Below are 23,578 nucleotides of genomic sequence, written 5' to 3' on the forward strand. Positions count from 1 at the left end.
CGAGCCGCCGTCAGCCCATATGCGCGGGCAGCGGGGTGGCGCCTTCGGCGCCCGGCTGCCGTACGGGACGCGGGGTGTTCATCAGCAGCGCCACGACCACCGCGGCGCCCACCAGGATCAAGGAGGAGACCACGAACGCCTGGGAGAAGCCCTCGACCAGACCGGCCTTGGCGGTCCGCGGTGTCATCTGCCGGGCGTGCGAGGCCATGTAGTCGGAGGTCACGCTGGTGGCGATGGTGTTGAGCATCGCCGTACCGATCGAACCGCCGATCTGCTGGGCGGTGTTGACGGTGGCGGACGCGATGCCCGCGTCCCCCTCCTCCACCCCATGGGTCGCGTAGTTCATCGCGGGCGCCATCACCAGGCCCATGCCGAAGCCGACCAGGAGCTCGGGGAGCAGCAGCCCGACCGCGTACGAGCTATCGACGTCCAGGGGCACCAGCAGCGCGACACCCGCGGCCGCGATCAGCAGACCGGGCGCCACCAGCAGCCGCGGCGGCACCTTGGGGATGAGACGGGAGGCGACACCGCCCGCGCCGATCAGCACCGCCCCGGTCATCGGCAGGAACGCCACACCGGTGAGCAGCGCCGAGTACCCCTTGACGAGCTGCATGTAGTACGTGAGGAAGAGGAACATCGCGAACATGCCGACCACCGAGAGGCCGACCGCCAGATAGGCGCTGCCGCGGGTGCGGTCCGCCAGCACGCGCGGCGGCAGCAGCGGCCGCGCCACGCTCCGCTCCACCAGGACGAAGGCGACGAGCAGCACCGCGCCCAGGATGAGCAGCCCGGTCACCAGCCGGGAGTCCCAGCCCTTGGACTCGGCCTCGCTGCATCCGTAGACCACGGCCACCAGCCCGCCCACCGCCAGCAGCACTCCGGGAATGTCGAATCGGGCGCGGCCCTCGGTGCGGGTGTCGGCGGGCAGTACGGACCAGCTGATGGCGGCGACGATCGCGATCGGCACATTGACGTACAGGCACCAGCGCCAGTCGAGGTACTCGGTCAGCAGGCCGCCGATGACCAGCCCGATCGCACCGCCGCCCGCCGCGATCGCGCCGAAGATGCCGAACGCCTTGGCGCGCTCACGGGCCTCGGTGAAGTTCACCGCGAGCAGCGACAGCGTCGCGGGGGCCAGCAGCGCGGCGAACCCGCCCTGGAGGGCGCGGGCCGAGAGCAGCATCTCGAAACCGGAGGCGGCGCCGCCGAGCGCGGAGGCCCCGGCGAACCCCAGCAGGCCGATGAGGAAGGTGCGCTTACGGCCGGTGTAGTCCGCGATCCGGCCGCCGAGCAGCAGCAGACTGCCGAACGCCAGGGTGTAGGCGGTGATGACCCACTGCCGGTCGCCGTCGGAGATGCCGAGGTCCTTCTGGGCCGACGGCAGGGCGATGTTCACGACGGTGATATCGAGGACGATCATCAGCTGGGCCAGGCCGATGAAGACGAGGGCGAGCCAGCGCCGGGGGTTCACCTCGGGCGGCGACTTCGAGAGCTGGGACATGGCGATGCCTTTCTGGTCTTGCGGAAGGCGAGCGGAGAGGAAGATCGGGAGGAGGAGGCGCCCGCGTCGGTGCCTCAGTGCGCGTCGGGGCCGTCGTCAGGCCGGGCTTCACAGACGTCGTGGGCTTCGCGGGCGTCGCGCGCTTCGTGGGCTTCGCGGGCGTCGGCGATCACTCGTTTCCGGAGGCGTTTGAACGCCACGGCATCGACGGCCGGACCGCCGAGCGGAGTGGTGGGGCGCGGGGTGCCGGTGGGGCGCAACCCGTCGATATAGACATCCAGTTGGCGATGGGCGAGGGCGTCATCGGCGGCGAACCGGCCGCCGCCGGGCAGCGGCCGCGACAGCCGGATGATCATCAGCGTGATGTCGCCGAAGACGACATCGAGCCGGATCAGCCCCTGGGCCTGGGCGCGCAGGAGCAGTGCGTCGATCGGGTCGACGGCATCGCCGGAGACGCCGTCGAGGATCTCGTGGACGGAGAAGCGGCCCAGCAGCGCGGGCATCACCGAGCCGAGCTTGAGATCGAGGGCGGCGTGCATGAACCGGCGCAGCGCGAGATACGGATCGTCCTCCTCGGCGGCGGCCCGGTGCGCGGCCTCGCCCAGTGCGGTCAGCACATCGATGGCGACCCCTCGGTGCAGATCGACGCGCTGTGGAAACCGCCGGTAGAGGGTCGCGATCCCGACCCCGGCCCGCCGGGCTATCTCATCCAGCGGGGCGTCCGGCCCCTGATCGACGAAGACCTCACGGGCGGCGCGCAGAATCTGCTCCCGGTTGCGCCATGCGTCGGCGCGCATGGGCGGCGGCACCGGGGAGTCGGCAAGGGCGTCGGCGTCGATGTGTGCGGACACGGGGCTCTCCTGACAGCGCATACCAAAGCTATGTGGAGAAATTTTCTCCACATAGCGATGAGCGTAGCGAGCCGACATCCATTATTCAACACATGATGAAAAAGATCCGGAACCCCTTCGGCACAGCTGTCGCCCAGGCCGCACAACGATCTGGGCCCGGCCCCCGCCGAAGCGGGGACCGGGCCCAGATGGGTGATTGCCTACGCGGCTCAGACCAGATTGACCGAGCGGGCCGAGGAGGCGCCGATCTCCTCGGCGATCTCGGTGAGCACGGGCTGCGGAATGGTGTCGTCCACCGTGAGCGCCACCAGAGCGGCACCGCCCGCCGCCGCCCGCGAGACCTGCATCCCCGCGATGTTGATACCCGCCTCGCCCAGGATGCGGCCGAGCGTGCCGACCACACCGGGGCGGTCGGTGTAGCGGAGGAAGGCCATGTGGTCGGCGAGCGCCAGATCCACGTCGTACTCCCCGACCGCGACGATCTTCTGCTGGTGCTTGGGGCCGGCCAGCGTGCCGGAGATCGAGACCTCCTCGCCGTCCGACAGGGTGCCGCGCACGATCACCACATTGCGGTGCTCGGTCGACTCCGAGCTGGTGGTCAGCCGCACCTCGACACCGCGCTCCTGCGCGAACAGCGGAGCGTTCACATACGAGACGGTCTCGTCGACGATGTCCTCGAAGACGCCCTTGAGCGCCGAAAGCTCCAGCACCTTGACGTCATGCTGGGTGATCTCGCCGTACACCTCGACATCGAGGCGGACCGCGACCTCACTCGCCAGCGCGGTGAAGATCCGCCCCAGCTTCTCGGCCAGCGGCAGCCCGGGCCGCACCTCCTCGGCGATGACGCCACCCTGGACGTTCACCGCGTCCGGGACCAGCTCACCGGCGAGCGCCAGCCGCACCGAACGGGCGACGGCGATCCCCGCCTTCTCCTGGGCCTCACCGGTGGAGGCGCCCAGATGCGGGGTGACCACCACATTGTCGAACTCGAACAGCGGGGACTCGGTGCACGGCTCCTGGGAGAAGACATCCAGCCCGGCTCCGGCCACCCGGCCCTCCTTGAGGGCGGCGGCCAGCGCCACCTCGTCCACGATCCCGCCGCGCGCGGCGTTGACGATCCGGACGTCGGGCTTGACCTTGCGCAGCGCCTCGTCGCCGATCAGGCCGAGGGTCTCGGGGGTCTTGGGGAGGTGGACCGTGATGAAGTCGGAGACCTCGAGCAGCTCGTCCAGCGAAAGCAGCTTCACACCCATCTGGGCGGCCCGCGCGGGCTGCACATACGGGTCGTACGCGACGACCTTCATGCCGAAGGCGGACATCCGCTGGGCCACCAGGACGCCGATGCGGCCGAGGCCGACGACGCCGAGGGTCTTCTCGCTCAGCTCCACACCGGTGTACTTGCTGCGCTTCCACTCGCCGTTCTTCAGCGCGGCATTGGCCTGCGGGATGTTACGGGCCGTGGCCACCAGCAGACCGCAGGCGAGCTCGGCGGCGGTGACGATGTTGGACGTCGGCGCGTTGACGACCATGACGCCCGCCTTGGTGGCGGCCGATACGTCGACATTGTCCAGGCCGACGCCCGCGCGAGCGACCACCTTCAGCTTCTTCGCGGCGGCGATGGCCTCGGCGTCCACCTTGGTCGCGCTGCGGACGAGGATCGCGTCCACATCGGCGAGGGCGGGAAGGAGCTCGGCTCGGTCCGCCCCGTTGCAGTGCCGGATCTCGAAATCCGGGCCCAGGGCGTCGACCGTCGCCGGAGAGAGCTCTTCGGCGATGAGTACGACGGGCTTACCAGTGGAAGCAGTGCTCACGTGGTCTTCAGTCCTCACTAGTCCTCAGCGGACGGCCGTCCCGACGGCCGCTGGCGGTGAAGGGGTCAGCCGCGTGGAAGACGCACGACGCTGTGAGCCTGACGCGCTTGCTGCTGATGAGTGTAGTGGCGGTCGGGCCTTCGTCATGTGCCGTTGCGGCAGGATCACCCGCACGTGGTGGTGCGCGATGGACAAAGCGCGAACCGGGTGCGGCGGGGGTCGACGGACCCCCGCCGCACCCGGGGCACGGCCCGCGCGCCACCAGGCGCGGTTACGCCTCCTCGTCGACCCAGCTCATGAGCTTGCGCAGCTCCTTGCCCGTGGTCTCCAGCAGGTGGTTCTCGTCGGCCTTCTTCAGCTCGTTGTACTTCGGCAGACCGGCGTTGTACTCCGCCATCCAGTTCTTGGCGAAGGTGCCGTCCTGGATCTCGCCGAGGATCTTCTTCATCTCGGCCTTGGTGGAGTCGTTGATGATCCGCGGACCGGAGACGTAGTCGCCCCACTCGGCGGTCTCGGAGATCGACCAGCGCATCTTCTCCAGGCCGCCCTCATACATCAGGTCCACGATCAGCTTGAGCTCGTGGAGGCACTCGAAGTACGCGATCTCGGGCTGGTAGCCGGCCTCGACCAGGGTCTCGAACCCGGCCTTGACCAGCGCCGAGGTGCCGCCGCACAGCACCGCCTGCTCACCGAAGAGGTCGGTCTCGGTCTCCTCGGTGAAGGTGGTCTTGATGACACCGGCGCGGGTGCCGCCGATGCCCTTGGCGTACGACAGGGCCAGCGGGAAGCCATTGCCGCTGGCGTCCTGCTCGACGGCCACGATGCACGGCACGCCGCGGCCCTCCTCGTACTGGCGGCGGACCAGGTGGCCCGGGCCCTTGGGGGCGACCATGCAGACGTCCACATTGGCCGGGGGCTTGATGAAGTCGAACCGGATGTTGAGACCGTGCCCGAAGAACAGCGCGTCGCCGTCCTTCAGGTTGTCCTTCACGGACTCCGCGTAGACCTTGGCCTGGATCGGGTCCGGGACCAGGATCATGATCACGTCGGCCTCGGCGGACGCCTCGGCCGGGGTGACCACGCGCAGACCCTGCTCCTCGGCCTTGGCCTTGGACTTGGAGCCCTCGTGCAGACCGACCCGGACGTCGACGCCCGAGTCGCGCAGCGACAGCGCGTGGGCGTGACCCTGGCTGCCGTAGCCAAGGATGGCGACCTTACGGCCCTGGATGATGGACAGGTCGGCGTCGTCGTCGTAGAACAGCTCGGCCACTTCGGGAACTCCTCGTGTGTGGGTTGTGCTTCCCACCGTATGACGGGCGGGCGGGTGAAGGTTTCGGGGTCTCGCCATACGGTCCGGCGCGCGGGGTGGCGCCGGACCTCGGCCACGCTGGTCGGGCGGGGTCAGGCGGACCGGTCGAGCGAGCGCAGGCTCCGGTCGGTGATGGAGCGGGCGCCACGCCCTATGGCGATGGTGCCGGACTGGACCAGCTCCTTGATGCCGTACGGTTCCAGCATCCTGAGCATGGCCTCCAGCTTGTCACTGCTGCCGGTGGCCTCGATGGTCACGGCCTCCGGGGAGACGTCCACGGTCTTGGCGCGGAACAGCTGGACGATCTCGACGATCTGGGAGCGGGTCTCGTTGTCGGCGCGGACCTTCACCAGCACGAGCTCCCGCTGGATCGCGTGGCCGTCCTCCAGCTCGACGATCTTCAACACATTGACCAGCTTGTTGAGCTGCTTGGTGACCTGCTCGAGCGGCAGCTCCTCGACATTGACCACGATGGTGATCCGGGAGATGTCGGGGTGCTCGGTGACGCCGACGGCCAGCGAGTCGATGTTGAAGCCGCGGCGGGAGAACAGGGCGGCGATCCGGGCCAGGATACCGGGGGTGTTCTCCACCAGGACGGAGAGCGTGTGCTTGGACATGGGCTCGGTCTCTCTTCTCTCTCGGTCCTGGCCTCAGTCGTCTTCGCCGTCGCCGAAGTCCGGGCGGGTGTCGCGCGCCGCCAGGATCTCGTCGTTGGAGGTGCCGGCCGCGACCATCGGCCAGACCATGGCGTCCTCATGGACGATGAAGTCCACGACCACCGGGCGGTCGTTGATCGCGTTGGCCTTCTCGATCACGGCGTCGAGGTCGGCCGGGTCCTCGCAGCGCAGCCCGACACAGCCCATGGCCTCCGAGAGCTTCACGAAGTCGGGGACGCGGGTGCCCAGGTTCCGCTGGACGGGGGTGTCCGGGCCCGAGTGCAGGACCGTGTTGGAGTAGCGCTGGTTGTAGAAGAGGGTCTGCCACTGGCGGACCATGCCCAGCGCGCCGTTGTTGATGATCGCGACCTTGATCGGGATGTTGTTCAGCGCGCAGGTGGCCAGCTCCTGGTTGGTCATCTGGAAGCAGCCGTCGCCGTCGATCGCCCAGACCGTACGGCCCCCGGCACCGGCCTTGGCGCCCATGGCGGCCGGCACGGCGTAGCCCATGGTGCCGGCGCCACCCGAGTTCAGCCAGGTGGCGGGGGTCTCGTAGTCGATGAAGTGGGCCGCCCACATCTGGTGCTGGCCGACACCCGCGGCGAAGATCGTGTCCTCCGGGGCCAGCTGCCCGATCCGCTGGATCACCTGCTGCGGGGAGAGGCTGCCGTCGGTGGGCTGGTCGTAGCCGAGCGGATAGGTCTCCCGCCACCGGTTCAGGTCCTCCCACCAGCCGGTGTAGTCACCCGCGCGGCCCGCGTCGTGCTCGGCCTGGACGGCGACGACCAGGTCCGCGAGGACCTCGCGGGCGTCCCCGACGATGGGCACGTCGGCGGCGCGGTTCTTGCCGATCTCGGCCGGGTCGATATCCGCGTGGACGATCTTGGCGAAGGGGGCGAAGGAATCCAGCTTGCCGGTGACGCGGTCGTCGAAACGGGCGCCGAGCGCCACGATCAGATCGGCCTTCTGGAGGGCCGTCACGGCGGCGACGGTGCCGTGCATGCCCGGCATGCCGAGGTGGAGGTGGTGGCTGTCGGGGAAGGCGCCCAGCGCCATCAGGGTGGTGGTGACCGGCGCGCCGGTCAGCTCGGCCAGCACCTTCAGCTCGGCGGTGGCCTGGGCCTTGATCACGCCGCCGCCGACGTACAGCACCGGGCGCTCGGCCTGGGTGATCAGGCGGGCGGCCTCGCGGATCTGCTTGGCGTGCGGCTTGGTGACCGGGCGGTAGCCGGGCAGATCGATCTGCGGCGGCCAGGAGAAGGTGGTCCGCGCCTGGAGCACGTCCTTGGGGATGTCGACCAGCACCGGGCCGGGGCGGCCGGTGGAGGCGATGTGGAACGCCTCGGCGATCGTGCGGGGGATGTCCTCGGCCTTGGTGACCAGGAAGTTGTGCTTGGTGATCGGCATGGTGATGCCGCAGATGTCCGCCTCCTGGAAGGCGTCCGTGCCGATGGCCTTGGAGGCCACCTGGCCGGTGATCGCGACGATCGGGACCGAGTCCATATGGGCGTCGCCGATGGGGGTGACCAGGTTGGTGGCCCCGGGGCCCGAGGTCGCCATGCAGACGCCGACCCTGCCGGTGGCCTGGGCGTAGCCGGTGGCGGCGTGGCCCGCGCCCTGCTCATGGCGGACTAGCACATGCCGGACCTTCGAGGAGTCCATCATCGGGTCGTAAGCGGGGAGGATCGTGCCGCCGGGGATGCCGAAGACGGTGTCGGCACCCACCTCCTCGAGCGAGCGGATGAGGGACTGCGCGCCCGTGACGTGCTCGACGGGGGCGGACTGCGGTCCGCCGCTACGGGGCCGAGGCTGGGGGTGATGGGACCCGGGGGCCTGCTCGGTCATCGGCATTCTCTTCTCGAAGATGAGGTTCGGTGCTGGTGGGGAGGGCGGGGGCGGTGCACCAGGTGCCGGTGCAACAAAAAACCCCTCGTGCCGTAAGGCAAGCGAGGGGAGCGCGCCGGTGAGGGTCCGCAGGGCTTCGATGAGCCCTGCTCAGCCGACGCGCTGTCCAAGTACGAGAATTCGGGTGCGCATGGCTCCGACCCTCCCCCCGGCGCATATCGGGTGTCAAGTGGGTGGGACGGGCGTCTCAGTATTTGAGCGGGTCGGCGGGTGGGTGTGCGGCTCCGTACGGCGTGGCCCGTGGGAGCCGCCGTGCCCGACATGACCGCCGTGCCGGATCGGCAGGGCGCCGCCGACCAGCAGCGGGGGCTCCGGGCGCGGCACGGGATAGCCGCCGCGCAGCAGCGCCCGGCGCAGCCGGTGCTCATCGAGCGGCCCGCTGAAGGCGGGGCCCTGGGCATGGGTGCATCCCATGCCGCGCAGGGTGACGATCTGCTCGGGCAATTCCACCCCCTCCGCGATGGACTGCATTCCCAGGTCGCCGGCGATCCGCAGCAGCCCTGCGGTGATCTTGTGGAGCCGTGAGGACTCGACCACTCCCTCGACCAGTCCGGGGTCCAGTTTCAGCACATCGATGGGGAGCCTGCGCAGCGCCCTGATCGCGGCATAGCCGCTGCCGAAGCCGTCGAGGGCGATCCGCACCCCCAGGCGGCGCAGCGCGCCGAGGCGGTGCTCCAGCTCGTCCAGCGGCACCCGTGGATCGCTGTCGGTGAGCTCCAGGATCAGCGCCCCGGACGGCAGCCCATGGCGGGCCAGCAGGGTCTCCACGGCCTTGGGCGGCATCGACTTGTCCACCAGCCGGCTCGCGGGGAGCCGGACGCAGACGGGTACCGGATGGCCGTCCCGGCGCCGCTGGGCGGCCTGCTCGACGGCCGCCTCCAGCATCCAGCGGGACAGCTCGGCGGTACGGGCCGTGTCCTCACCGCCGCCACGGCCGTTGTCGGCGACCCGGAGGAACTCGGCGGGGGTGAACAGGATGCCCTGGGCCGAGCGCCAGCGGGCCTGCGCCGCGACCGCGGTGATCCGGCCGCTGGCCAGCTCGACGACGGGCTGGTGCAGCAGCACGAACTCCCCGTCGTGCAGGGCGGCGCGCAATCTGGTGGCGACCTCGGCGCGGCGCGCCACCTCGGCCTGCATCTGCGGTGCGTACAGCTCCACGCGGTTCTTGCCCGCGGCCTTGGCGCGGTACATCGCCAGGTCGGCGTTGCGCATCAGGGCGCCGGGGCTGGTGCCGGGCTCGGCGAAGGCGACGCCGATGCTGGCGGCCACGCGGACCTCGGTGCCGCCCTCGACCCGGTAGGGCTGGGAGAGCCGCAGCCGCAGCCGGTCGGCGATCTCCATGATGCGCTGCTCGCGGGTGCCCGCCTCCCCCACTCCGTCGCCGACGATGAGGGCGGCGAACTCGTCGCCCCCGAGCCGGGCCGCGCAGTCGCCGGACCCGGACCGCACGGACTCCTGGAGCCGGCGGGCGGCCTGGACCAGCAGCTCGTCACCGGCGTGGTGGCCGACGGTGTCGTTGACCGCCTTGAAGCCGTCGAGGTCGATGAAGAGCACGGCGGTGCCGGCGTCCGTACGGCGGCGGCCGGCGACGGCGTGCCGGACCCGCCGGGTGAACAGGGCGCGGTTGGGCAGATCGGTGAGCGGGTCGTGCTCGGCGTTGTGCTGGAGCTGGGCCTGGAGCCGGACCCGCTCGGTGACATCGCGGCTGTTGAAGATCAGCCCACCGTGGTGGCGGTTGATCGTCGACTCCACGTTGAGCCAGTCGCCGGAGCCGGAGCGGAAGCGGCATTCGATGCGCGTGGTGGGCTCCTCGCCCGGCGGGGCGGCCAGGAACCGGCGGACCTCGTGGACCACCGAGCCGAGGTCCTCGGGGTGGATCAGGGAGGCCAGCTCGGAGCCCTCCAGCTCCTCCGCCTCGCGGCCGTAGACCCCGGAGGCGGCCGGGCTGACATAGCGCAGGATCCCGGTGGGCGCGGCAATCATGATCACATCGCTGGAGCTCTGCACCAGGGAGCGGAAGTGGCTCTCCTTCTGGGCGAGTTCCTGGGTGAGCCTGATGTTGTCCATCAGCATGATCGCTTGTCGGACGACGAGCGCGAGCACGACCGCGCAGGCGGTGAGGAGCACCACCCCGTCGATCGGCCGGCCGTCCATCACGTTGAACAGGACCCCCAAGGTGCAGACAGCGGCGGCGAGATAGGGCGCGAGGGCGGCGAGCGAGCCCGCGATGGGGGCGCTCTGCTGCTGCGTGGAGCGGCGCGTCGGCGGCGGGTTCTGGGCGGCCTCGCGGCGGGCGACCCACGGGGCGTACGCCAGCAGCGCGGAACCGGCGAACCACCCGGCGTCGAGTATCTGCCCGGAGCGGTAGTGCTCACGCAGCAGCGGCGAGGTGAACAGCGCGTCGCACAGCACGGTGAGCGCGAAGGCGGCGATCGCGGTGTTGATCGCGGAGCGGTTGCCCGACGAACGCCGGAAGTGGAGCACGATCACCATGCTGACGAGCACGATGTCCAGCAGCGGATAGGCGAGCGCCAGGGCCCCGCGGGCCACGAAGGCGCCGTTCCCGCCGAACTGGCCGGTGTGGGCGAGCGCGAGGCTCCAGGAGAGGGTCACCAGCGATCCGGCGATCAGCCAGGCGTCCAGCCCCAGACAGATCCACCGGGCCCGGCTCGTGGGGCGCTTGGCGAGCACCAGCATCCCGACGATGGCGGGCGGGGCGAACAGCAGGAAGCAGAAGTCGGCGACCGAGGGGGTCGGCACGGGGCGGCCGAGCACCACCTCGTACCAGCCCCATACGGCGTTCCCCAGCCCGGCCATGGCCGAGGAGGCGGCGAACAGCAGCCAGGCCGGGCGCAGCCGCCCGGCGTGCCCGCGGCCGTGCCACAGACAGGACGCCGCGGCGGCGAACGCGGCGGCGCTCAGCCCGAAGTCACCCATGACAAGGGCCAGTCGGGACGATCCCCAGCCGACGATCGCACCGGCCGCGTAACCGCCGCAGACCAGGGCGAGGACCACTTGCGGCAACAGCCCGGCGCCGCCGGAGACCGACGGCCGGGCGAGCACCGCTCCCGTGGCGCTCACTGGACTGCCATCCACTGCGTGGCGGACCACTGACGCCGCGGGGACCCCGGAAGCGGTATCCCCGCGGGCCTCGTCGAGTTGGAGAACCGCGCGGCTGCGCGGAAGTGTCGCGGTCGACGCCTGAGCTGCGTCGGGTTGTCGGTCCATCGGCCATACATCGCCCGTCGCCCCCCTCGAGTTCCGGTCCGTCGCTGACGCCGTCAGGTCAGTGGCGCAGCCCCCGCTCGGGACGATACACCAGACTGGTCACTCAGGGACATAGGCCATCTACGGACCGTAACCGACTACGGCGTTGTATATACGGAGTGGAGTCAATCGGTGCCTGTATGTGGTGCCAGAGGCATGTCTACCCCGTCGTGGCGACGAGATGTGCCAGCGACTCGCCGCGCGCGTAGCGGATCAGCTGATCCCTCAACAGCCGCTTCGCACGCGGGAGGAAGGCCGACGTGGGGCCGCCCACATGCGGGGAGATGAGCACCCCTGGAGCGTGCCACAGCGGATGCCCGGTGGGCAGTGGTTCGGGGTCGGTGACATCGAGCGCGGCCCGCAGCCGGCCCGACTCCACCTCGCTGAGCAGGGCCTTGGTGTCCACGACCCCACCACGGGCGACATTCACCAGCAGCGCCCCGTCCTTCATCCGGGACAGGAACTCCGCCCCGGCCAGACCCCGGGTGTCCTCGGTGAGCGGGGTGACCAGCACCACCACATCGGCGTCCGGAAGCAATTGGGGCAGTTCAGCGATCGGATGCACCGGGCCGCGCTCGGTCGTGCGCGGGGAGCGTGCGACGCGCATCACACGCTCACACTCAAAGGGGACAAGCCGATCCTCGATCGCGCTGCCGATGGCCCCGTAACCGACGATCAGTACGGACTTGTCGGCGAGGGCGGGACGGAAGCCGGAGCGCCACTCCTCGGCGTCCTGGCCCCGGACGAAGTCGGGAATGCCGCGCAGCGATGCCAGGATGAGGGTGAGGGCGAGTTCGGCGGTGCTCGCGTCGTGCACCCCGCGTGCGTTGCACAGCCGCACTCCGGGGACGAGGTCCGCCAGCGCGGGCTTGATGTGGTCTATTCCGGCGGTCAGGGTCTGCACCACCCGCAGGTTGGCCATGGCGGGCAGCGGGCGGGTGCACACCTGCGGCGGCTTCATGTAGGGGACGCAGTAGAACGCGCAGCGCGCCGGGTCGGTGGGGAAGTCGGGGCCGCCGTCCCAGTGGGCGTACTCGAGGGTGTCGGGGAGGCCGTCGATCTCCTCGGGCGGGATGGGCAGCCACACCAGGTCACGCACTTCGGATGAACCGTGAGTCGAATCGTGGTGGCGGAACGTATCGCTGTGATCTGCACTCATGCCAGGAGGCTATGCGATCACCGACCGTTGGCAGAGGTTAGTTTGGGGTCCGAGGGAAGGGGAGGGGTCAGGCCAGGTGGAGCGCAGGAGAATCGGAGCGGCGGCGCTCGAAGTAGGTGCGATCGGCCTTGGATGTATGCCGATGAGCTGGGCGTACACCGCTTCGCAGCGCAGTGGGGAGCACTCGGTGCGCACCGTGCACACCGCGCTCGACTCGGGCGCGAGCCTGCTGGACACCGCCGACATGTACGGCCCCTTCACCAATGAGCTGCTGGTGGGGCGGGTGCTCAAGGAACGGCGGGCGGACGCCTTCGTGTCCACCAAATGCGGACTGCTGGTGGGCGAGCAGCACATCGTGGCCAATGGACGGCCCGGCTATGTGAAGCGGGCCTGCGACGCCTCGCTGCGCCGCCTCCAGACCGATGTGATCGACCTCTACCAACTGCACCGGGCCGACCCGGAGGTGCCCATAGAGGAGACCTGGGGCGCGATGGCGGAATTGGTCGCGGCCGGGAAGGTGCGGGCGCTGGGGCTGTGCGCGGTGGGCGCGCGGGCACAGCGGAGGACGGGCGCCCGGATGCACGACGCCACGGTGCGCCAGCTGGAGCGGGTCCAGCAGGTCTTTCCGGTCAGCTGTGTACAGGCGGAGCTGTCGGTGTGGTCACCCGACGCGCTGGAGGCGCTGGTGCCGTGGTGCGCCTCGCGCGGGGTGGGCTTCCTGGCGGCGATGCCGCTGGGCAACGGCTTCCTGAGCGGCACGCTGACCCCGGGGCAGGGCTTCGAACCGGACGACATGAGGGCCCGGCATCCGCGGTTCACGGCGGAGATGATGGCCGCGAACCAGCCGATCGTGGCCGGTCTGCGACGGGTCGCCCGGCGGCACGGGGACGGCGTGACCCCGGCGCAGGTGGCCCTCGCCTGGCTGCTGGCGCAGGGGCCGCATGTGGTTCCGGTGCCGGGGACGAAGCGGGAGCGGTGGGCGGCGGAGAACTGCGCGGCGGCCGATCTGCCGCTCTCGCACGAGGACCTCGCGGAGATCGCGGAGCTGCCGCCGGCGCGGGGGTCGTGGGACTGAGGGGCCGCGTGCGGACGGGCGGGGCGGGTCGCCGGGGCGAGTGGCGAGGCGAGTCGCGAGGCGAGTCACCGGGGCGGGGTCGGATCGTGGGCTCGGCGCGGTCGGCGATGCTCGGGCGGGCGGGCGCGGTCACCGGTTCGCGGACGGCCGGGGGCTGAGGGTCGGGGGTCGGGGCTCTGGGGTCGGGGGTCTGGGGTCGGTGCTCGTTCGGACCCTGGTCCGGGCGTGGTTCGGGGATGGGAACCCGGCGCGGGGCCGCGGTGTATAAGAATCAGTGCCGTGCCGCGGCACACGTGCCCATGGAGAGGAATCCGACCGTGCGACGTCCTCGCGTCACCTCTGTTCTCGCCGCCGCCGCTGCCGTGTTGCTCATGGCGGGCTGCTCGTCCGACGGCGACAGCATCATCAGACCGGGCGGCCGGTCGTCCTCGCCCACGAAGCCGGACGGCGGGGGCTCGTCGTCGGGTGCGCCCTCGCCGAAGGAGTCCGCGGCGCCCGCGAAGGGCTCGGTGAAAGTGGTGCGCACACTCACCACGAAGCTGAAGTCCCCCTGGGGGCTCGCACCGCTGCCCGGCGGGGATCTGCTGGTCTCCTCGCGCGACACCGGAAAGATCTTCAAGATCTCGGCGGACACGGGGAAGAAGACCGAGCTGGGATCCGTCCCGGGCGTCTCCGCCTCCGGTGAGGGCGGGCTGCTGGGCCTGGCGGTCTCCTCCGACTTCGGCTCGGACCATATGGTCTATGCGTACTTCACCACGGATTCGGACAACCGCATCGCCCGGATGGTGTACGACGACAGGCGCCCCGCGGGCGATCAGCTGGGCGCCCCGGACACCCTCTTCAAGGGCATCCCCAAGGGCACGATCCACAACGGGGGCCGAATCGCCTTCGGCCCCGACAAAATGCTCTACGCGGGCACGGGAGAGAACGGCGACGGCGGGCTCGCCCAGGACATGGACTCCTTCGGCGGCAAGATCCTGCGGATGACCCCGGAAGGGGAGCCCGCACCCCGCAATCCGGACGCTAAATCGGTCGTCTACTCCTGGGGTCACCGCAATGTGCAGGGCCTGGCCTGGGACGCGGACAAGCGGCTATGGGCCTCCGAGTTCGGCCAGGACACCTGGGACGAGCTCAATCAGATCCAGCCGGGCAAGAACTACGGCTGGCCGGAGGCCGAGGGCAAGGCCGATAAGAAGGGCTTTGCCGATCCGGTCGAGCAGTGGAAGCCCAAGGATGCCTCGCCGAGCGGAATCGCCTTCGCCAAGGGCTCGATCTGGATGGCCGGGCTGCGCGGTGAGCGGCTGTGGCGCATTCCGCTGAAGGGCGCCAAGCCGGTGGCGAAGCCCCAGTCGTTCCTGGACGGGAAGTACGGACGGCTGCGCAGCGTGGCCGCCGCGGACGACGGAGGGCTATGGCTGGCGACGAGCAATACCGATGGGCGCGGTCGGCCTGATCGGCAGGACGATCGGATCCTGCGGCTGGAGGTCCGCTGAGCGGAGGTCGAACGGGTCACTCATGCCGCCGAGTTCGGCCGACATGTCGCGGCGTGCCCGTTCTGTGACGGGTGTGCCTAGACTGGCACCAGTCGCACGCCTACGGGGGTCGTCATGTTCAACCTCATCGAGGAGCTCTTCGCGCCCGGTCGCAAGCACACCGAGGAAGAGCGCAACCGGCTGGAGATCACGCTCGACGAGACCGGCAGCAGCGACCCGGGAAAGGGCCCTATAGACCTTGACTCGGGCCGGGTGGTGATCCGCCCCCGCGAAGGGGACGCCGAGGGCTGATCCGGCAGCGGGTTGGTGCGCCACGGGTCCTGCCGACGGTCGCGTGTGTCCTGCCTGAACGCCACGGCCCCGGAGCCATCGGCGCCTGCCCCGGTCCTGTCAGCGCCCCCGTCCCGCGAGCGCGCCCCGTTGCCCGTGGCTTTCTCAGCGCGCTGGCGTGCCGTCGGTCAGGCCGTCGACCAGGCGGAGGCGGTGGGCCACGGCGGCGGCCTCGGTGCGGCCCGAGACGCGCAGCTTGGCCAGGATGTTGGAGACATGGACGCTCGCCGTCTTGGGCGAGATGAAGAGCTCCTCGGCGATCTGGCGATTGCTGCGGCCAGCGGCGACCAGCCGCAGCACATCCCGCTCCCGGGGTGTCAGCCCCAGCTCCTCGGCCGGATCGGCCGGATGGTCGGGCTCGGCAGGCTCGGAGGCGGCGGCCGAGGTGCCCGGAGCCGGGGGCAGTGCGGGGGTGTGAGGCGGGGACGCGTCGAGCGCGGCGCGGGTCGCGGCGGAGGCCAGGGGCAGTCGGGCGCGCCGGGCCAGCAGCTCGATCTCCTCGCGCAGCGGGCGGGCGCCCAGCCGGTCGGCCACGGCATGGGCCTGGGCGAGCAGTTCGGCGGCGTGTTCGCGATCGGCCTGGGCCGGTGCGGCGCCCCGGCCGGGGGCGAGCAGCGCCTCCGCCCAGCGGTGACGGGCGCGGGCCAGTGGGTACGGGCGGTCCAGTGCGGCGAAGGCGGCCGTGGCCTCGGCCCAGAGGGCGGGCCGGTCCCGGCCCTCGGCACGCTCCAGTTCGGCCTGGAGCATGGCCGCGTGGGCCCGCCATACGGGTACCGGCTGCGGCACCCGCTTCACCGCGACCCGGAGGCGGGCCAGTGCCTCGCCCCGCCCCTGCTCGGCCGTGGGCAGTCCGCGCGCGGCCGACTCGGCCGCGGCGGCCTCGCACAGCAGCGGCCAGAGGTAGCGCTGCATCCCGGGCGGGAATCCGGCCGCCACGGCCTGCTCCAGCAGGGCCCGGACCTCCAGGATCCGGCCGCGCGCCGCCGCGAGTTCGATGGCCTGCCCGGCGACCTTGAGGGTGTACTGCGGTTCGGTATTGCGGGCGCCGTAGTGCTCCCGGGTGGCGGCCGACTCGCGCTCCGCCGTGCCCCAGTCGCCGCGCACGAGCGCCAGCCTGGCGAGCCGGTTGGCGGCGGTGCCGCGCGGTTTGGTGCCCAGGGCGAGCCGCAGGGTCTTCAGGGCCGCCGCCTCCGCCTCGTCCCAGCGGCCCAGGGAGAACAGCGACTCGGCCAGGTTCCCGAACAGCCAGGCCCTTGAGTCCACCAGCCCGACGCGGTCCAGGATCCGGCCGCCCTCCTCGGCGGTCTCCACCGCCTCGGCCGACCGGCCGACCCCTTCCAGCGCCGAGGTCAGATTGACGTAGCACCGCCCCAGGACGCTGATGTCGCCGAGCGCCACGGCCCGCCCACAGACCTCGCGCATCTCGGCCAGCCCGCGTTCGATGTCCCCCGAGTCGACGGTGAAGTAGGCCAGCGTCAGCCGGGCGTTCAGCTCGGTGCTCTCCGCGCCGACCAGACGGGCCAGCTCCACCGCACGTTCGGCGGCGGCCATGCCCTCGGGCCCGGGCCGGTGGGTCATCGTCCAGCCCGCCACCTGGGACATGACCTCGGCGTGCACGGGGGACGGCGGCAGCCCGCGCACCAGCTCCTGGGCGCGGCTCAGCTCCTCCCAGCCGTCGCCGCGGGCCAGGCTCGCCATCAGCTTGCATCGCTGGGTCCAGAACCAGGCGGCGCGCAGGGGATCGTGCCCACTTCTGTCCAGCGTCCGCAGCGCCCGCTTGCTGATGGCCAGCGCCCGCTCCAACTGCCCGGACATATGCGCGGCCACCACCACCTCGGCGAGCAGATCGAGCTGGCGCAGCGCCTGGTCCGCACAGCCGCAGGCGGGGTACACCTCGGCGTAGTCCATGGGCCGCTGCGCCTCCCGTATCTCCTTGGGGGTGTCCTCCCACAGCTCCAGGGCCCGCTCCAGCAGCCGCAGCTGCTCCGCGTGGGCGTACCGCCGCCGCGCCTCGACGGATGCCTGGAGCACGGCGGGCAGGGCCTTGGCGGGGTCATGTGCGTGGTACCAGTAGCTGGCCAGCCGGGCGGCCCGCTCATCGGCCCGCACCAGCGCGGGCTCGGCCTCCAGGGCTTCGGCGAAGCGCCGGTTGAGCCGGGAGCGCTCCCCGGGAAGCAGATCGTCGCGCACGGCCTCGCGCACCAGCGAATGCCGGAAGCGGTAGCCGCTGTCGTCGGCCGTGGGACGCAGGATGTTCGCCCCGACCGCCGCCCGCAACGCGTCGATCAGCTCGTCCTCGCCCAGCCTGGCGACCGCGCGCAGCAGTTCGTACTCCACGGACGAGCCGCCCTCGGCGAGGATCCGCACCACACGCTGGGCCTCCTCGGGCAGTGCCTCGACCCGCACCAGCAGCAGATCGCGCAGGGATTCGCTGAGCCCGGTGCGGCACCCTTCGTTGATCGAGCGGGCGATCTCCTCCACGAAGAAGGCATTGCCGTCGCTGCGCTTGAAGATCCGGTCGACCAGGTCGCGCTCCGGCTCGGCTCCGTTGATCCCGGTGAGCTGGGCGTGCACCTCGACCCGGGTGAAGCGGGACAGCTCGATGCGCCGCACCTCGCGCATCCGGTCCACCTCGGCGAGGAAGGGGCGCAGCGGATGGCGGCGGTGGATGTCGTCGGAGCGGTAGGTGGCCACGACCAGCAGTCGGGCGCTGAGCAGTGAGCGGAAGAGATAGCCGAGCAGTTCCCGGGTGGAGCGGTCGGCCCAGTGCAGATCCTCGATGGCGACGACGAGGGTGCGCTCGGCGGCCAGCCGCTCCAGCAGCCGGACGGTGAGCTCGAACAGCCGGGCCCTGCCCTCCTCGTCGTGGGAGGCGCGGGCGGTCTCGCCCAGCTCGGGCAGCAGCCGGGCCAGCTCGCCCTCCTGCCCGGCGGCGGCCCCGTCCAGCTCGCCGCCCAGCTTGCGGCGCAGTGAGCGCAGCACGGTGGACACGGGCGCGAACGGCAGCCCGTCGGCGCCGATTTCCACACAGCCGCCGACCGCCGCGACGGCTCCCGCGGCCACGGCCGAGGCCAGGAACTCGTCGATCAGCCGGGTCTTGCCGACCCCGGCCTCCCCGCCCACCAGCAGCACCTGCGGCTCGCCCGCGGTGGCGCGGGCGAGCGCGTCCTCGAGCGTGGCCAACTCCTGGGCACGGCCGATGAACACCGGGCTGACAGACGTGGTGTGCACGTCGTCGAGCATCGCACAGGGCCCTGACACCGCGGCACCGGCTTTTCCGGCCCCCGCCCCGGCCCTGGTTCCGGCTCCCGCCCCGGCCCCCATGACGAGCGGCACGGCCCGGTCCCGGTCAGGCCGCCGTGCGGTACGACCGTGATGAGCGATGGCCACGCCACCGCCGTACCGGCCTCACCCGCCCTCCGCCCTCATGCTCGGCCGACCGGCCGCCGCGCGACCGCGCCGCCTCCCGCACCAGCCGTTGAGCAGCGGCCTCCCGCAGCAGTTCGGCCTCGCGGATGCGGTGCAACTCATGGTGCAGCATGGCGTTCTCCCTGGTGACGAGGATTTCGTGGAATGCGTCCACTCTCGTCGCCCGGAAGGGCCCGGCACATCGGGAGGCTGCCCGATCTTCGCCCGGCCAGGGCCTTAGGCGCCCAGCGCGCATGGCCGAGAAAGCCTGAGGAGACCCGAGGAGGGTCCTTAGGACACCGGTGACCGTGCCGTACCGGCCCGTTCCGACCCGTTCACGGCCTGCCCCGGCAGCGCCACAGGCACCGACGCCGGTCCGGAGGGCGAACCGTCGCCATCGCCCTCCGCACCGCCCTCCGCGCCGTCCTCCGCGCCGACCCCGCCGCCGCCCGTGCCGTCGCCCTCCCCCTCGATGCTGATCCTCGGCAGCAGCCGCTCCAGCCAGCCCGGCAGCCACCAGTTGGCGCCTCCGAGCAGATGCATCAGCGCGGGCACCAGGAGCGTACGGAGGACAAAGGCGTCCAGGGCGACCGCCGCGGCCAGCCCGATGCCGAACATCGCGATGATCCGGTCACCGCTGAGCACGAACGCCGAGAAGACCGCGATCATGATGACGGCCGCGGAGTTGATGACCCGGCTGGTCTCGGCGAGCCCCACCCGGACCGCGGTGCGGTTGTCACGGGTGCGCCGCCACTCCTCGTACATCCGGCTGACCAGGAAGACCTGGTAGTCCATGGAGAGTCCGAAGAGCACCGACACCATGATCACCGGCAGGAAGGGCTCGATCGGGCCCGCCCTGCCCAGCCCCAGCAGGTCGCTCCCCCAGCCCCATTGGAAGATCGCGACCACCACGCCGAAGGACGACGCGACGGCGGCCACATTCATGACCGCCGCCTTGATCGGGATGCCGATGCTGCGGAACGCGAGCAGCAGCAGTACACAGCCCAGCGCCACCACCACCCCGACGAACAGCGGCAACTTGCTCACGATCACCGCGGCGAAGTCGTCGTAGCCCGCGGTCAGCCCGCCCACATAGACCCGCAGTGAGCTGCCCTCCTCGGCCCGGGGCAGCACCTGGGCGCGCAGACGTCCGACGAGTTCAGAGGTGGCCCGCGACTGCGGTGCGGTCTCGGGGACGACCGTGATGACGCCGGTGTCACCGCCTCCGCCCAGGTCCGCGGCGCTCACCGAGGCCACCCCGTCGATGGTGCGCAGGGTCTCGGGCAGTCTGGTGAAGGCCATACGGTCGTCGGCACCGTCGATGCTGCCCATAAGCGTCAACGGCCCGTTGAAACCTGGCCCGAACCCGTCGGCCAGCAGGTCGTACGCCCGTCTCGTGGTCGAGGTCGAGGGGCCGTTGCCCTGGTCCGAGGTGCCCAGGTGGAGCGAGAAGGTGGGGAGCGCGAGCACCGCGATGAGAACTGCCGCGGCCGCCCCCAGCAGCTTGGGGCGGCGCTCGACGAGAACCGCCCAGCGGGCGCACAGCCCCTGGGTCGATATGGCTTCCGGCCCCCGCTCGGCCAGCCGTCTGCGCTCCCGCCTGCTCAGGGCCCGCATGCCGATCAGACCCAGCAGCGCGGGCAGCAGGGTGAGCGACGCGGCGACCGTAAGGGCGACGGTGAGCGCCGCCGCGACCGCCACCCCGTTGAGGAAGGACAGCCGCAGGACCAGCATGCCGAGGAGAGCGAGACACACGGTGGCGCCCGCGAACACCACCGCGCGCCCCGAGGTGGCCACCGCGCGCTGTGCGGCCCGTTCGACCGACAGCCCCTGCCGCAGCCCCTTGCGGTGCCGGGTGACGATGAACAGCGCGTAGTCGATCCCCACGCCGAGGCCGATCAGCATGCCGAGCATGGGTGCGAAATCGGCGATCGTCATGGCGTGGCCGAGCAGCCCGATGGCCGCGTACGCGGTGCCGACGCCGATGAGCGCGGTGGCGATCGGCAGCAGCGTGGCCGCGAGCGAGCCGAAGGCGAGGAAGAGGACCACGGCGGCCACCGCGACCCCGATGGCCTCGCTCAGATGGGCGGGTCCGGTCCGCTCGGTGAGCGAGGCGCCCTCACCGCCCATCTCGACCTCCAGGCCCCGGGCCCCGGAGGCGGCGGAGCGCACCGTGTCGAGCACCTGGCGCACCTCCGCCCCGCCCAGATCGGCGGCGGGTTCGCGGAAGACCACGGTGGCGTAGGCGGTGTGCTGGTCGGCGCTGATCCGGCTGGTGTCGTCGGCGCCGTACGGGCCGGTCACGGAGGCGACCCCGGGCAGGTCCGCGACCTGCCGCAGCGCCTCCGTCATCCGCCGCTCGACCCCCGGCCCGCGCACGGTGCCCGCGCCGTCCGCGGTGTGCCAGACGATGGTGTCGCTGTCCCCCGCCCGCTCCGGCAGCCGCTGCTCCATCAGGGCGGTGGCCTTGGAGGAGTCGGTGCCGGGGATGTCGTAGTTGTTCGAGTACGCCGAGCCGGTCACGGCAGCCGCCGCGGCGACCCCGGCGAAGGCGGCCAGCCACAGCACGATGACGATGGCGCGGCGCCTGAGACACCAGCGGGCGAGTGCGGCCATGGCTGCTTTCGGGGTCGGGCGCCGGGGGCGGCGTGATGTGCTTGTGCCCAAAGCACTCTGTCAGGCGGAAAAGATCCTTTGCCCCCTTTGTGGGCTTCACCACATGAATGAGCGGGAATTGGGAGATCATGACCCCAGCCGCGTCCCGAGCCCGCCGCCCGCGTATCGGCATCGGCGGTATGCACATCGAGTCCAGCACCTTCAGCCCGCACCGCGCGGCCTACGACGACTTCCGCGTCACCCGCGGCGCCGAGCTGCTGGACCGCTACGCCTGGACCCGGCCGGACGGCGAGCTGACCGGGCGGGCCGAGTGGGTGCCCCTCCTGCACGCCGTCTCGCTCCCCGGCGGCCCGGTCGAGCGCGCCACCTACGACCGGATCAAGGGCGAGCTGATCGAGCGGCTGCGGCGGGCCGGTCCGCTCGACGGGCTGGTGTACGACATCCATGGCGCGATGAGCGTGGTGGGCCTGGAGGACGCCGAGGGCGATCTCACCGACGCCGTGCGGAAGGCGATCGGCCCCGACGCGCTGATCTCCGCCGCCATGGACCCGCACGGCAATGTCTCCCGCCGCTTCGCCGGCCGCCTCGATCTGATCACCGCCCACCGTCTCGCCCCGCACGAGGACGCCTGGGAGACCCGCGAGCGCGCCGCCCGCAAGCTGGTGGAGCGGCTGGCCTCCGGCCGGGGCCGTCCGCATCTGGCCTGGGTGCAGATCCCGGTGCTGCTGCCCGGTGAGCGCACCAGCACCCGTCTGGAGCCCGCCAAGTCGCTGTACGGGCGGCTGGCCGCCGTGGAGGCGATGGACGGCGTCGTGGACGCGGCGATGTGGGTGGGCTACGCCTGGGCCGACGAGCCGCGCTGCCGGGCGGCCGTGGTGGTGACCGGCGACGACCCCGTGCTCGCGGTCGAGCAGACCCGCTCCCTGGCCCGCGAGTACTGGGAGGTGCGCCACGACTTCGCCTTCGTCGGCCCCACCGGCGGCGCCGACGAGTGCATCGCCGAGGCGGTCGCCTCCTGTGCCCGCCCCTTCCTGATCAGCGACTCCGGCGACAATCCCACGGCCGGAGGCGCCGGGGACCTCGCCTATATGCTCGGGCGGCTGCTGGCCAACGAGGATCTGGCCGCCGGCCGCGCCACCGCCCTGCACCCCGGGATCACCGATCCGGCGGCGGTCGCGGAGTGCTTCGCCGCCGGGCCGGGCGCGACGGTCCGGCTGTCCGTGGGCGGCGGGATCAGCCGGGGGACGGCGGACCACGCCGAGCCGTACGACCTCACCGGCGAAGTCGTCGCCCTGCGCCGGGACGACCCGGTCGGCGGGGATCTCGCGGCGGTGCGGCGCGGGGGCGTCACGGTGATCCTGGCCAGCCGCCGCAAACCGTTCCACACCCGGGCCGACTTCGGCGAGCTGGACCCGTGCGGCTATGACCTCGTCGTCGTCAAGATCGGCTATCTGGAGCCCGAGCTGTACGACCTGGCGGCGGACTGGCGGCTCGCGCTCACCCCCGGCGGGGTCGATCAGGACCTGACGCGCCTGGGCCACCGGCGCATCGCACGGCCGCTGTACCCCTTCGACGACGAGGGGTTCGAGGTCCCGCATCTGGAGCCGCTGCTGCTCTAGGGATGCCCGGTGGGTCGTGGCGCCTGCGGCGGGCTTTCCCCCTACCCGCCCCTTCCCAAAACTGGGGCTCCGCCCCAGACCCCGGCGGGATGGCCCAGGGTGCCACCGAGGCGTTCCGCCCGACCTCGCCGCGCCGCCGCGCCCATCGCAAACAGCCCGCCGGTGCAGACGTTCACGCCCTCACCGCCCGCCCCGAACAGCGCCCGCCCCGCACACGCTCCGGCCCCCGGCTCACCGGCCAGCCGCCGCCCGACCACCGCCCCTTCCCCCGGCCCACCCGCCGACCGCCGCGTCCAAGGCGGCGCGGTCGGCGCCCCGGCCGGTGAGCTGAGCGCGGCGACGGCCTTCTCGTCGGCCCCCGGGGTCCGGGGGCAAAGCCCCTGCCACGCGGCGGAGCCGCAGATCGGCGCTGCGGGAAGGGGCGGGGAGGGGGAAGCACCTATATGCGGCTCCGCCGCGTGGCCCGCCGGACACCCCGCAGAAGCGCGGAAGGGGCGCATACGACGGCGGCGGGGCGCGCACTCGCGCACCCCGCCGCCATCAGCAAAGAGCCATCAGGAAAGAGCCGTCAGGAAGGC

Annotated in this window: 15 protein-coding genes; 4 read left to right on the plus strand and 11 right to left on the minus strand. The window is 71.6% G+C overall.

Going from position 1 to position 23,578, the window contains the following annotated elements; all coding sequences use genetic code 11:
- Positions 1-10: 10 nt before the first annotated feature.
- The 8 genes from AB0E24_RS00380 to AB0E24_RS00415 form a co-directional block, all read right to left on the minus strand.
- Positions 11-1,501, minus strand: coding sequence for an MFS transporter (locus AB0E24_RS00380; protein WP_069866549.1), 1,491 nt, complete (start codon positions 1,499-1,501; stop codon positions 11-13).
- Between the two features lie 74 nt (positions 1,502-1,575).
- Positions 1,576-2,352 carry a TetR/AcrR family transcriptional regulator gene (locus AB0E24_RS00385; protein ID WP_359374009.1) on the minus strand — a complete coding sequence of 259 codons (777 nt, stop codon included), beginning with the start codon at positions 2,350-2,352 and terminating at the stop codon, positions 1,576-1,578.
- Between the two features lie 209 nt (positions 2,353-2,561).
- Positions 2,562-4,163, minus strand: coding sequence for a phosphoglycerate dehydrogenase (serA, locus tag AB0E24_RS00390; RefSeq protein WP_069866551.1), 1,602 nt, complete (start codon positions 4,161-4,163; stop codon positions 2,562-2,564).
- Between the two features lie 271 nt (positions 4,164-4,434).
- The gene (gene ilvC, locus AB0E24_RS00395) at positions 4,435-5,433 is read right to left on the minus strand and encodes a ketol-acid reductoisomerase (RefSeq protein WP_069866553.1); all 999 of its coding nucleotides are present in this window, start codon (positions 5,431-5,433) and stop codon (positions 4,435-4,437) included.
- Between the two features lie 131 nt (positions 5,434-5,564).
- Positions 5,565-6,089, minus strand: a complete 525-nt coding sequence (gene ilvN, locus AB0E24_RS00400) for an acetolactate synthase small subunit (protein WP_069866555.1) — start codon at positions 6,087-6,089, stop codon at positions 5,565-5,567.
- A 33-nt stretch (positions 6,090-6,122) separates the two neighbouring features.
- Positions 6,123-7,973, minus strand: a complete 1,851-nt coding sequence (locus AB0E24_RS00405) for an acetolactate synthase large subunit (protein WP_099015051.1) — start codon at positions 7,971-7,973, stop codon at positions 6,123-6,125.
- 225 nt (positions 7,974-8,198) lie between these two features.
- Positions 8,199-11,114, minus strand: coding sequence for a putative bifunctional diguanylate cyclase/phosphodiesterase (locus AB0E24_RS00410; protein WP_069866557.1), 2,916 nt, complete (start codon positions 11,112-11,114; stop codon positions 8,199-8,201).
- Between the two features lie 346 nt (positions 11,115-11,460).
- Positions 11,461-12,459, minus strand: a complete 999-nt coding sequence (locus AB0E24_RS00415; RefSeq protein ID WP_359374015.1) for a 2-hydroxyacid dehydrogenase — start codon at positions 12,457-12,459, stop codon at positions 11,461-11,463.
- Between the two features lie 76 nt (positions 12,460-12,535).
- Here AB0E24_RS00415 and AB0E24_RS00420 point away from each other — a divergent pair, with 76 nt between their 5' ends.
- The 3 genes from AB0E24_RS00420 to AB0E24_RS00430 all read left to right on the plus strand — a co-directional run bounded on the left by AB0E24_RS00420 (position 12,536) and on the right by AB0E24_RS00430 (position 15,318).
- Positions 12,536-13,534 (plus strand): aldo/keto reductase, encoded by a 999-nt coding sequence (locus AB0E24_RS00420; protein WP_102937206.1) that lies wholly within the window; start codon positions 12,536-12,538, stop codon positions 13,532-13,534.
- Positions 13,535-13,833: 299 nt separating this feature from the next.
- A complete protein-coding gene (locus tag AB0E24_RS00425) occupies positions 13,834-15,027 on the plus strand; it encodes a PQQ-dependent sugar dehydrogenase (RefSeq protein WP_359374018.1) in 1,194 nt (397 codons plus the stop codon).
- A 114-nt stretch (positions 15,028-15,141) separates the two neighbouring features.
- Entirely contained in the window at positions 15,142-15,318 is a 177-nt protein-coding gene (locus AB0E24_RS00430; RefSeq protein WP_167459942.1) for a DUF6191 domain-containing protein, read from the plus strand.
- 144 nt (positions 15,319-15,462) lie between these two features.
- Here AB0E24_RS00430 and AB0E24_RS00435 read toward each other — a convergent pair whose 3' ends face one another.
- From AB0E24_RS00435 to AB0E24_RS00445, 3 genes are all read right to left on the minus strand, one after another.
- Positions 15,463-18,600, minus strand: a complete 3,138-nt coding sequence (locus tag AB0E24_RS00435) for a helix-turn-helix transcriptional regulator (RefSeq protein ID WP_359374021.1) — start codon at positions 18,598-18,600, stop codon at positions 15,463-15,465.
- 106 nt (positions 18,601-18,706) lie between these two features.
- Complete coding sequence (locus AB0E24_RS00440; RefSeq protein WP_100806069.1) at positions 18,707-18,940, minus strand: hypothetical protein; 234 nt, start codon at positions 18,938-18,940, stop codon at positions 18,707-18,709.
- Positions 18,941-19,056: 116 nt separating this feature from the next.
- Positions 19,057-21,381, minus strand: a complete 2,325-nt coding sequence (locus AB0E24_RS00445; protein ID WP_359374024.1) for an MMPL family transporter — start codon at positions 21,379-21,381, stop codon at positions 19,057-19,059.
- A gap of 128 nt (positions 21,382-21,509) precedes the next feature.
- Here AB0E24_RS00445 and AB0E24_RS00450 point away from each other — a divergent pair, with 128 nt between their 5' ends.
- Positions 21,510-23,000: a M81 family metallopeptidase gene (locus AB0E24_RS00450; protein ID WP_359374027.1), complete on the plus strand. Its 1,491-nt coding sequence runs from the start codon at positions 21,510-21,512 to the stop codon at positions 22,998-23,000.
- The last annotated feature ends 578 nt before the right edge of the window (positions 23,001-23,578 follow it).

The organism is Streptomyces malaysiensis subsp. malaysiensis, assembly GCF_040653035.1.
GTDB classification, from domain to species: Bacteria; Actinomycetota; Actinomycetes; order Streptomycetales; family Streptomycetaceae; genus Streptomyces; species Streptomyces malaysiensis.

Excerpts from the sequence above, each read along its gene's own strand:
- ilvN (WP_069866555.1), bottom strand. The coding sequence starts at position 6,089 with ATGTCCAAGCACACGCTCTCCGTCCTGGTGGAGAACACCCCCGGTATC.
- AB0E24_RS00380 (WP_069866549.1), bottom strand. The coding sequence starts at position 1,501 with ATGTCCCAGCTCTCGAAGTCGCCGCCCGAGGTGAACCCCCGGCGCTGG.
- AB0E24_RS00435 (WP_359374021.1), bottom strand. The coding sequence starts at position 18,600 with ATGCTCGACGACGTGCACACCACGTCTGTCAGCCCGGTGTTCATCGGC.
- AB0E24_RS00425 (WP_359374018.1), top strand. The coding sequence starts at position 13,834 with ATGGAGAGGAATCCGACCGTGCGACGTCCTCGCGTCACCTCTGTTCTC.
- AB0E24_RS00430 (WP_167459942.1), top strand. The coding sequence starts at position 15,142 with ATGTTCAACCTCATCGAGGAGCTCTTCGCGCCCGGTCGCAAGCACACC.
- AB0E24_RS00415 (WP_359374015.1), bottom strand. The coding sequence starts at position 12,459 with ATGAGTGCAGATCACAGCGATACGTTCCGCCACCACGATTCGACTCAC.
- AB0E24_RS00405 (WP_099015051.1), bottom strand. The coding sequence starts at position 7,973 with ATGACCGAGCAGGCCCCCGGGTCCCATCACCCCCAGCCTCGGCCCCGT.
- AB0E24_RS00450 (WP_359374027.1), top strand. The coding sequence starts at position 21,510 with ATGACCCCAGCCGCGTCCCGAGCCCGCCGCCCGCGTATCGGCATCGGC.
- AB0E24_RS00445 (WP_359374024.1), bottom strand. The coding sequence starts at position 21,381 with ATGGCCGCACTCGCCCGCTGGTGTCTCAGGCGCCGCGCCATCGTCATC.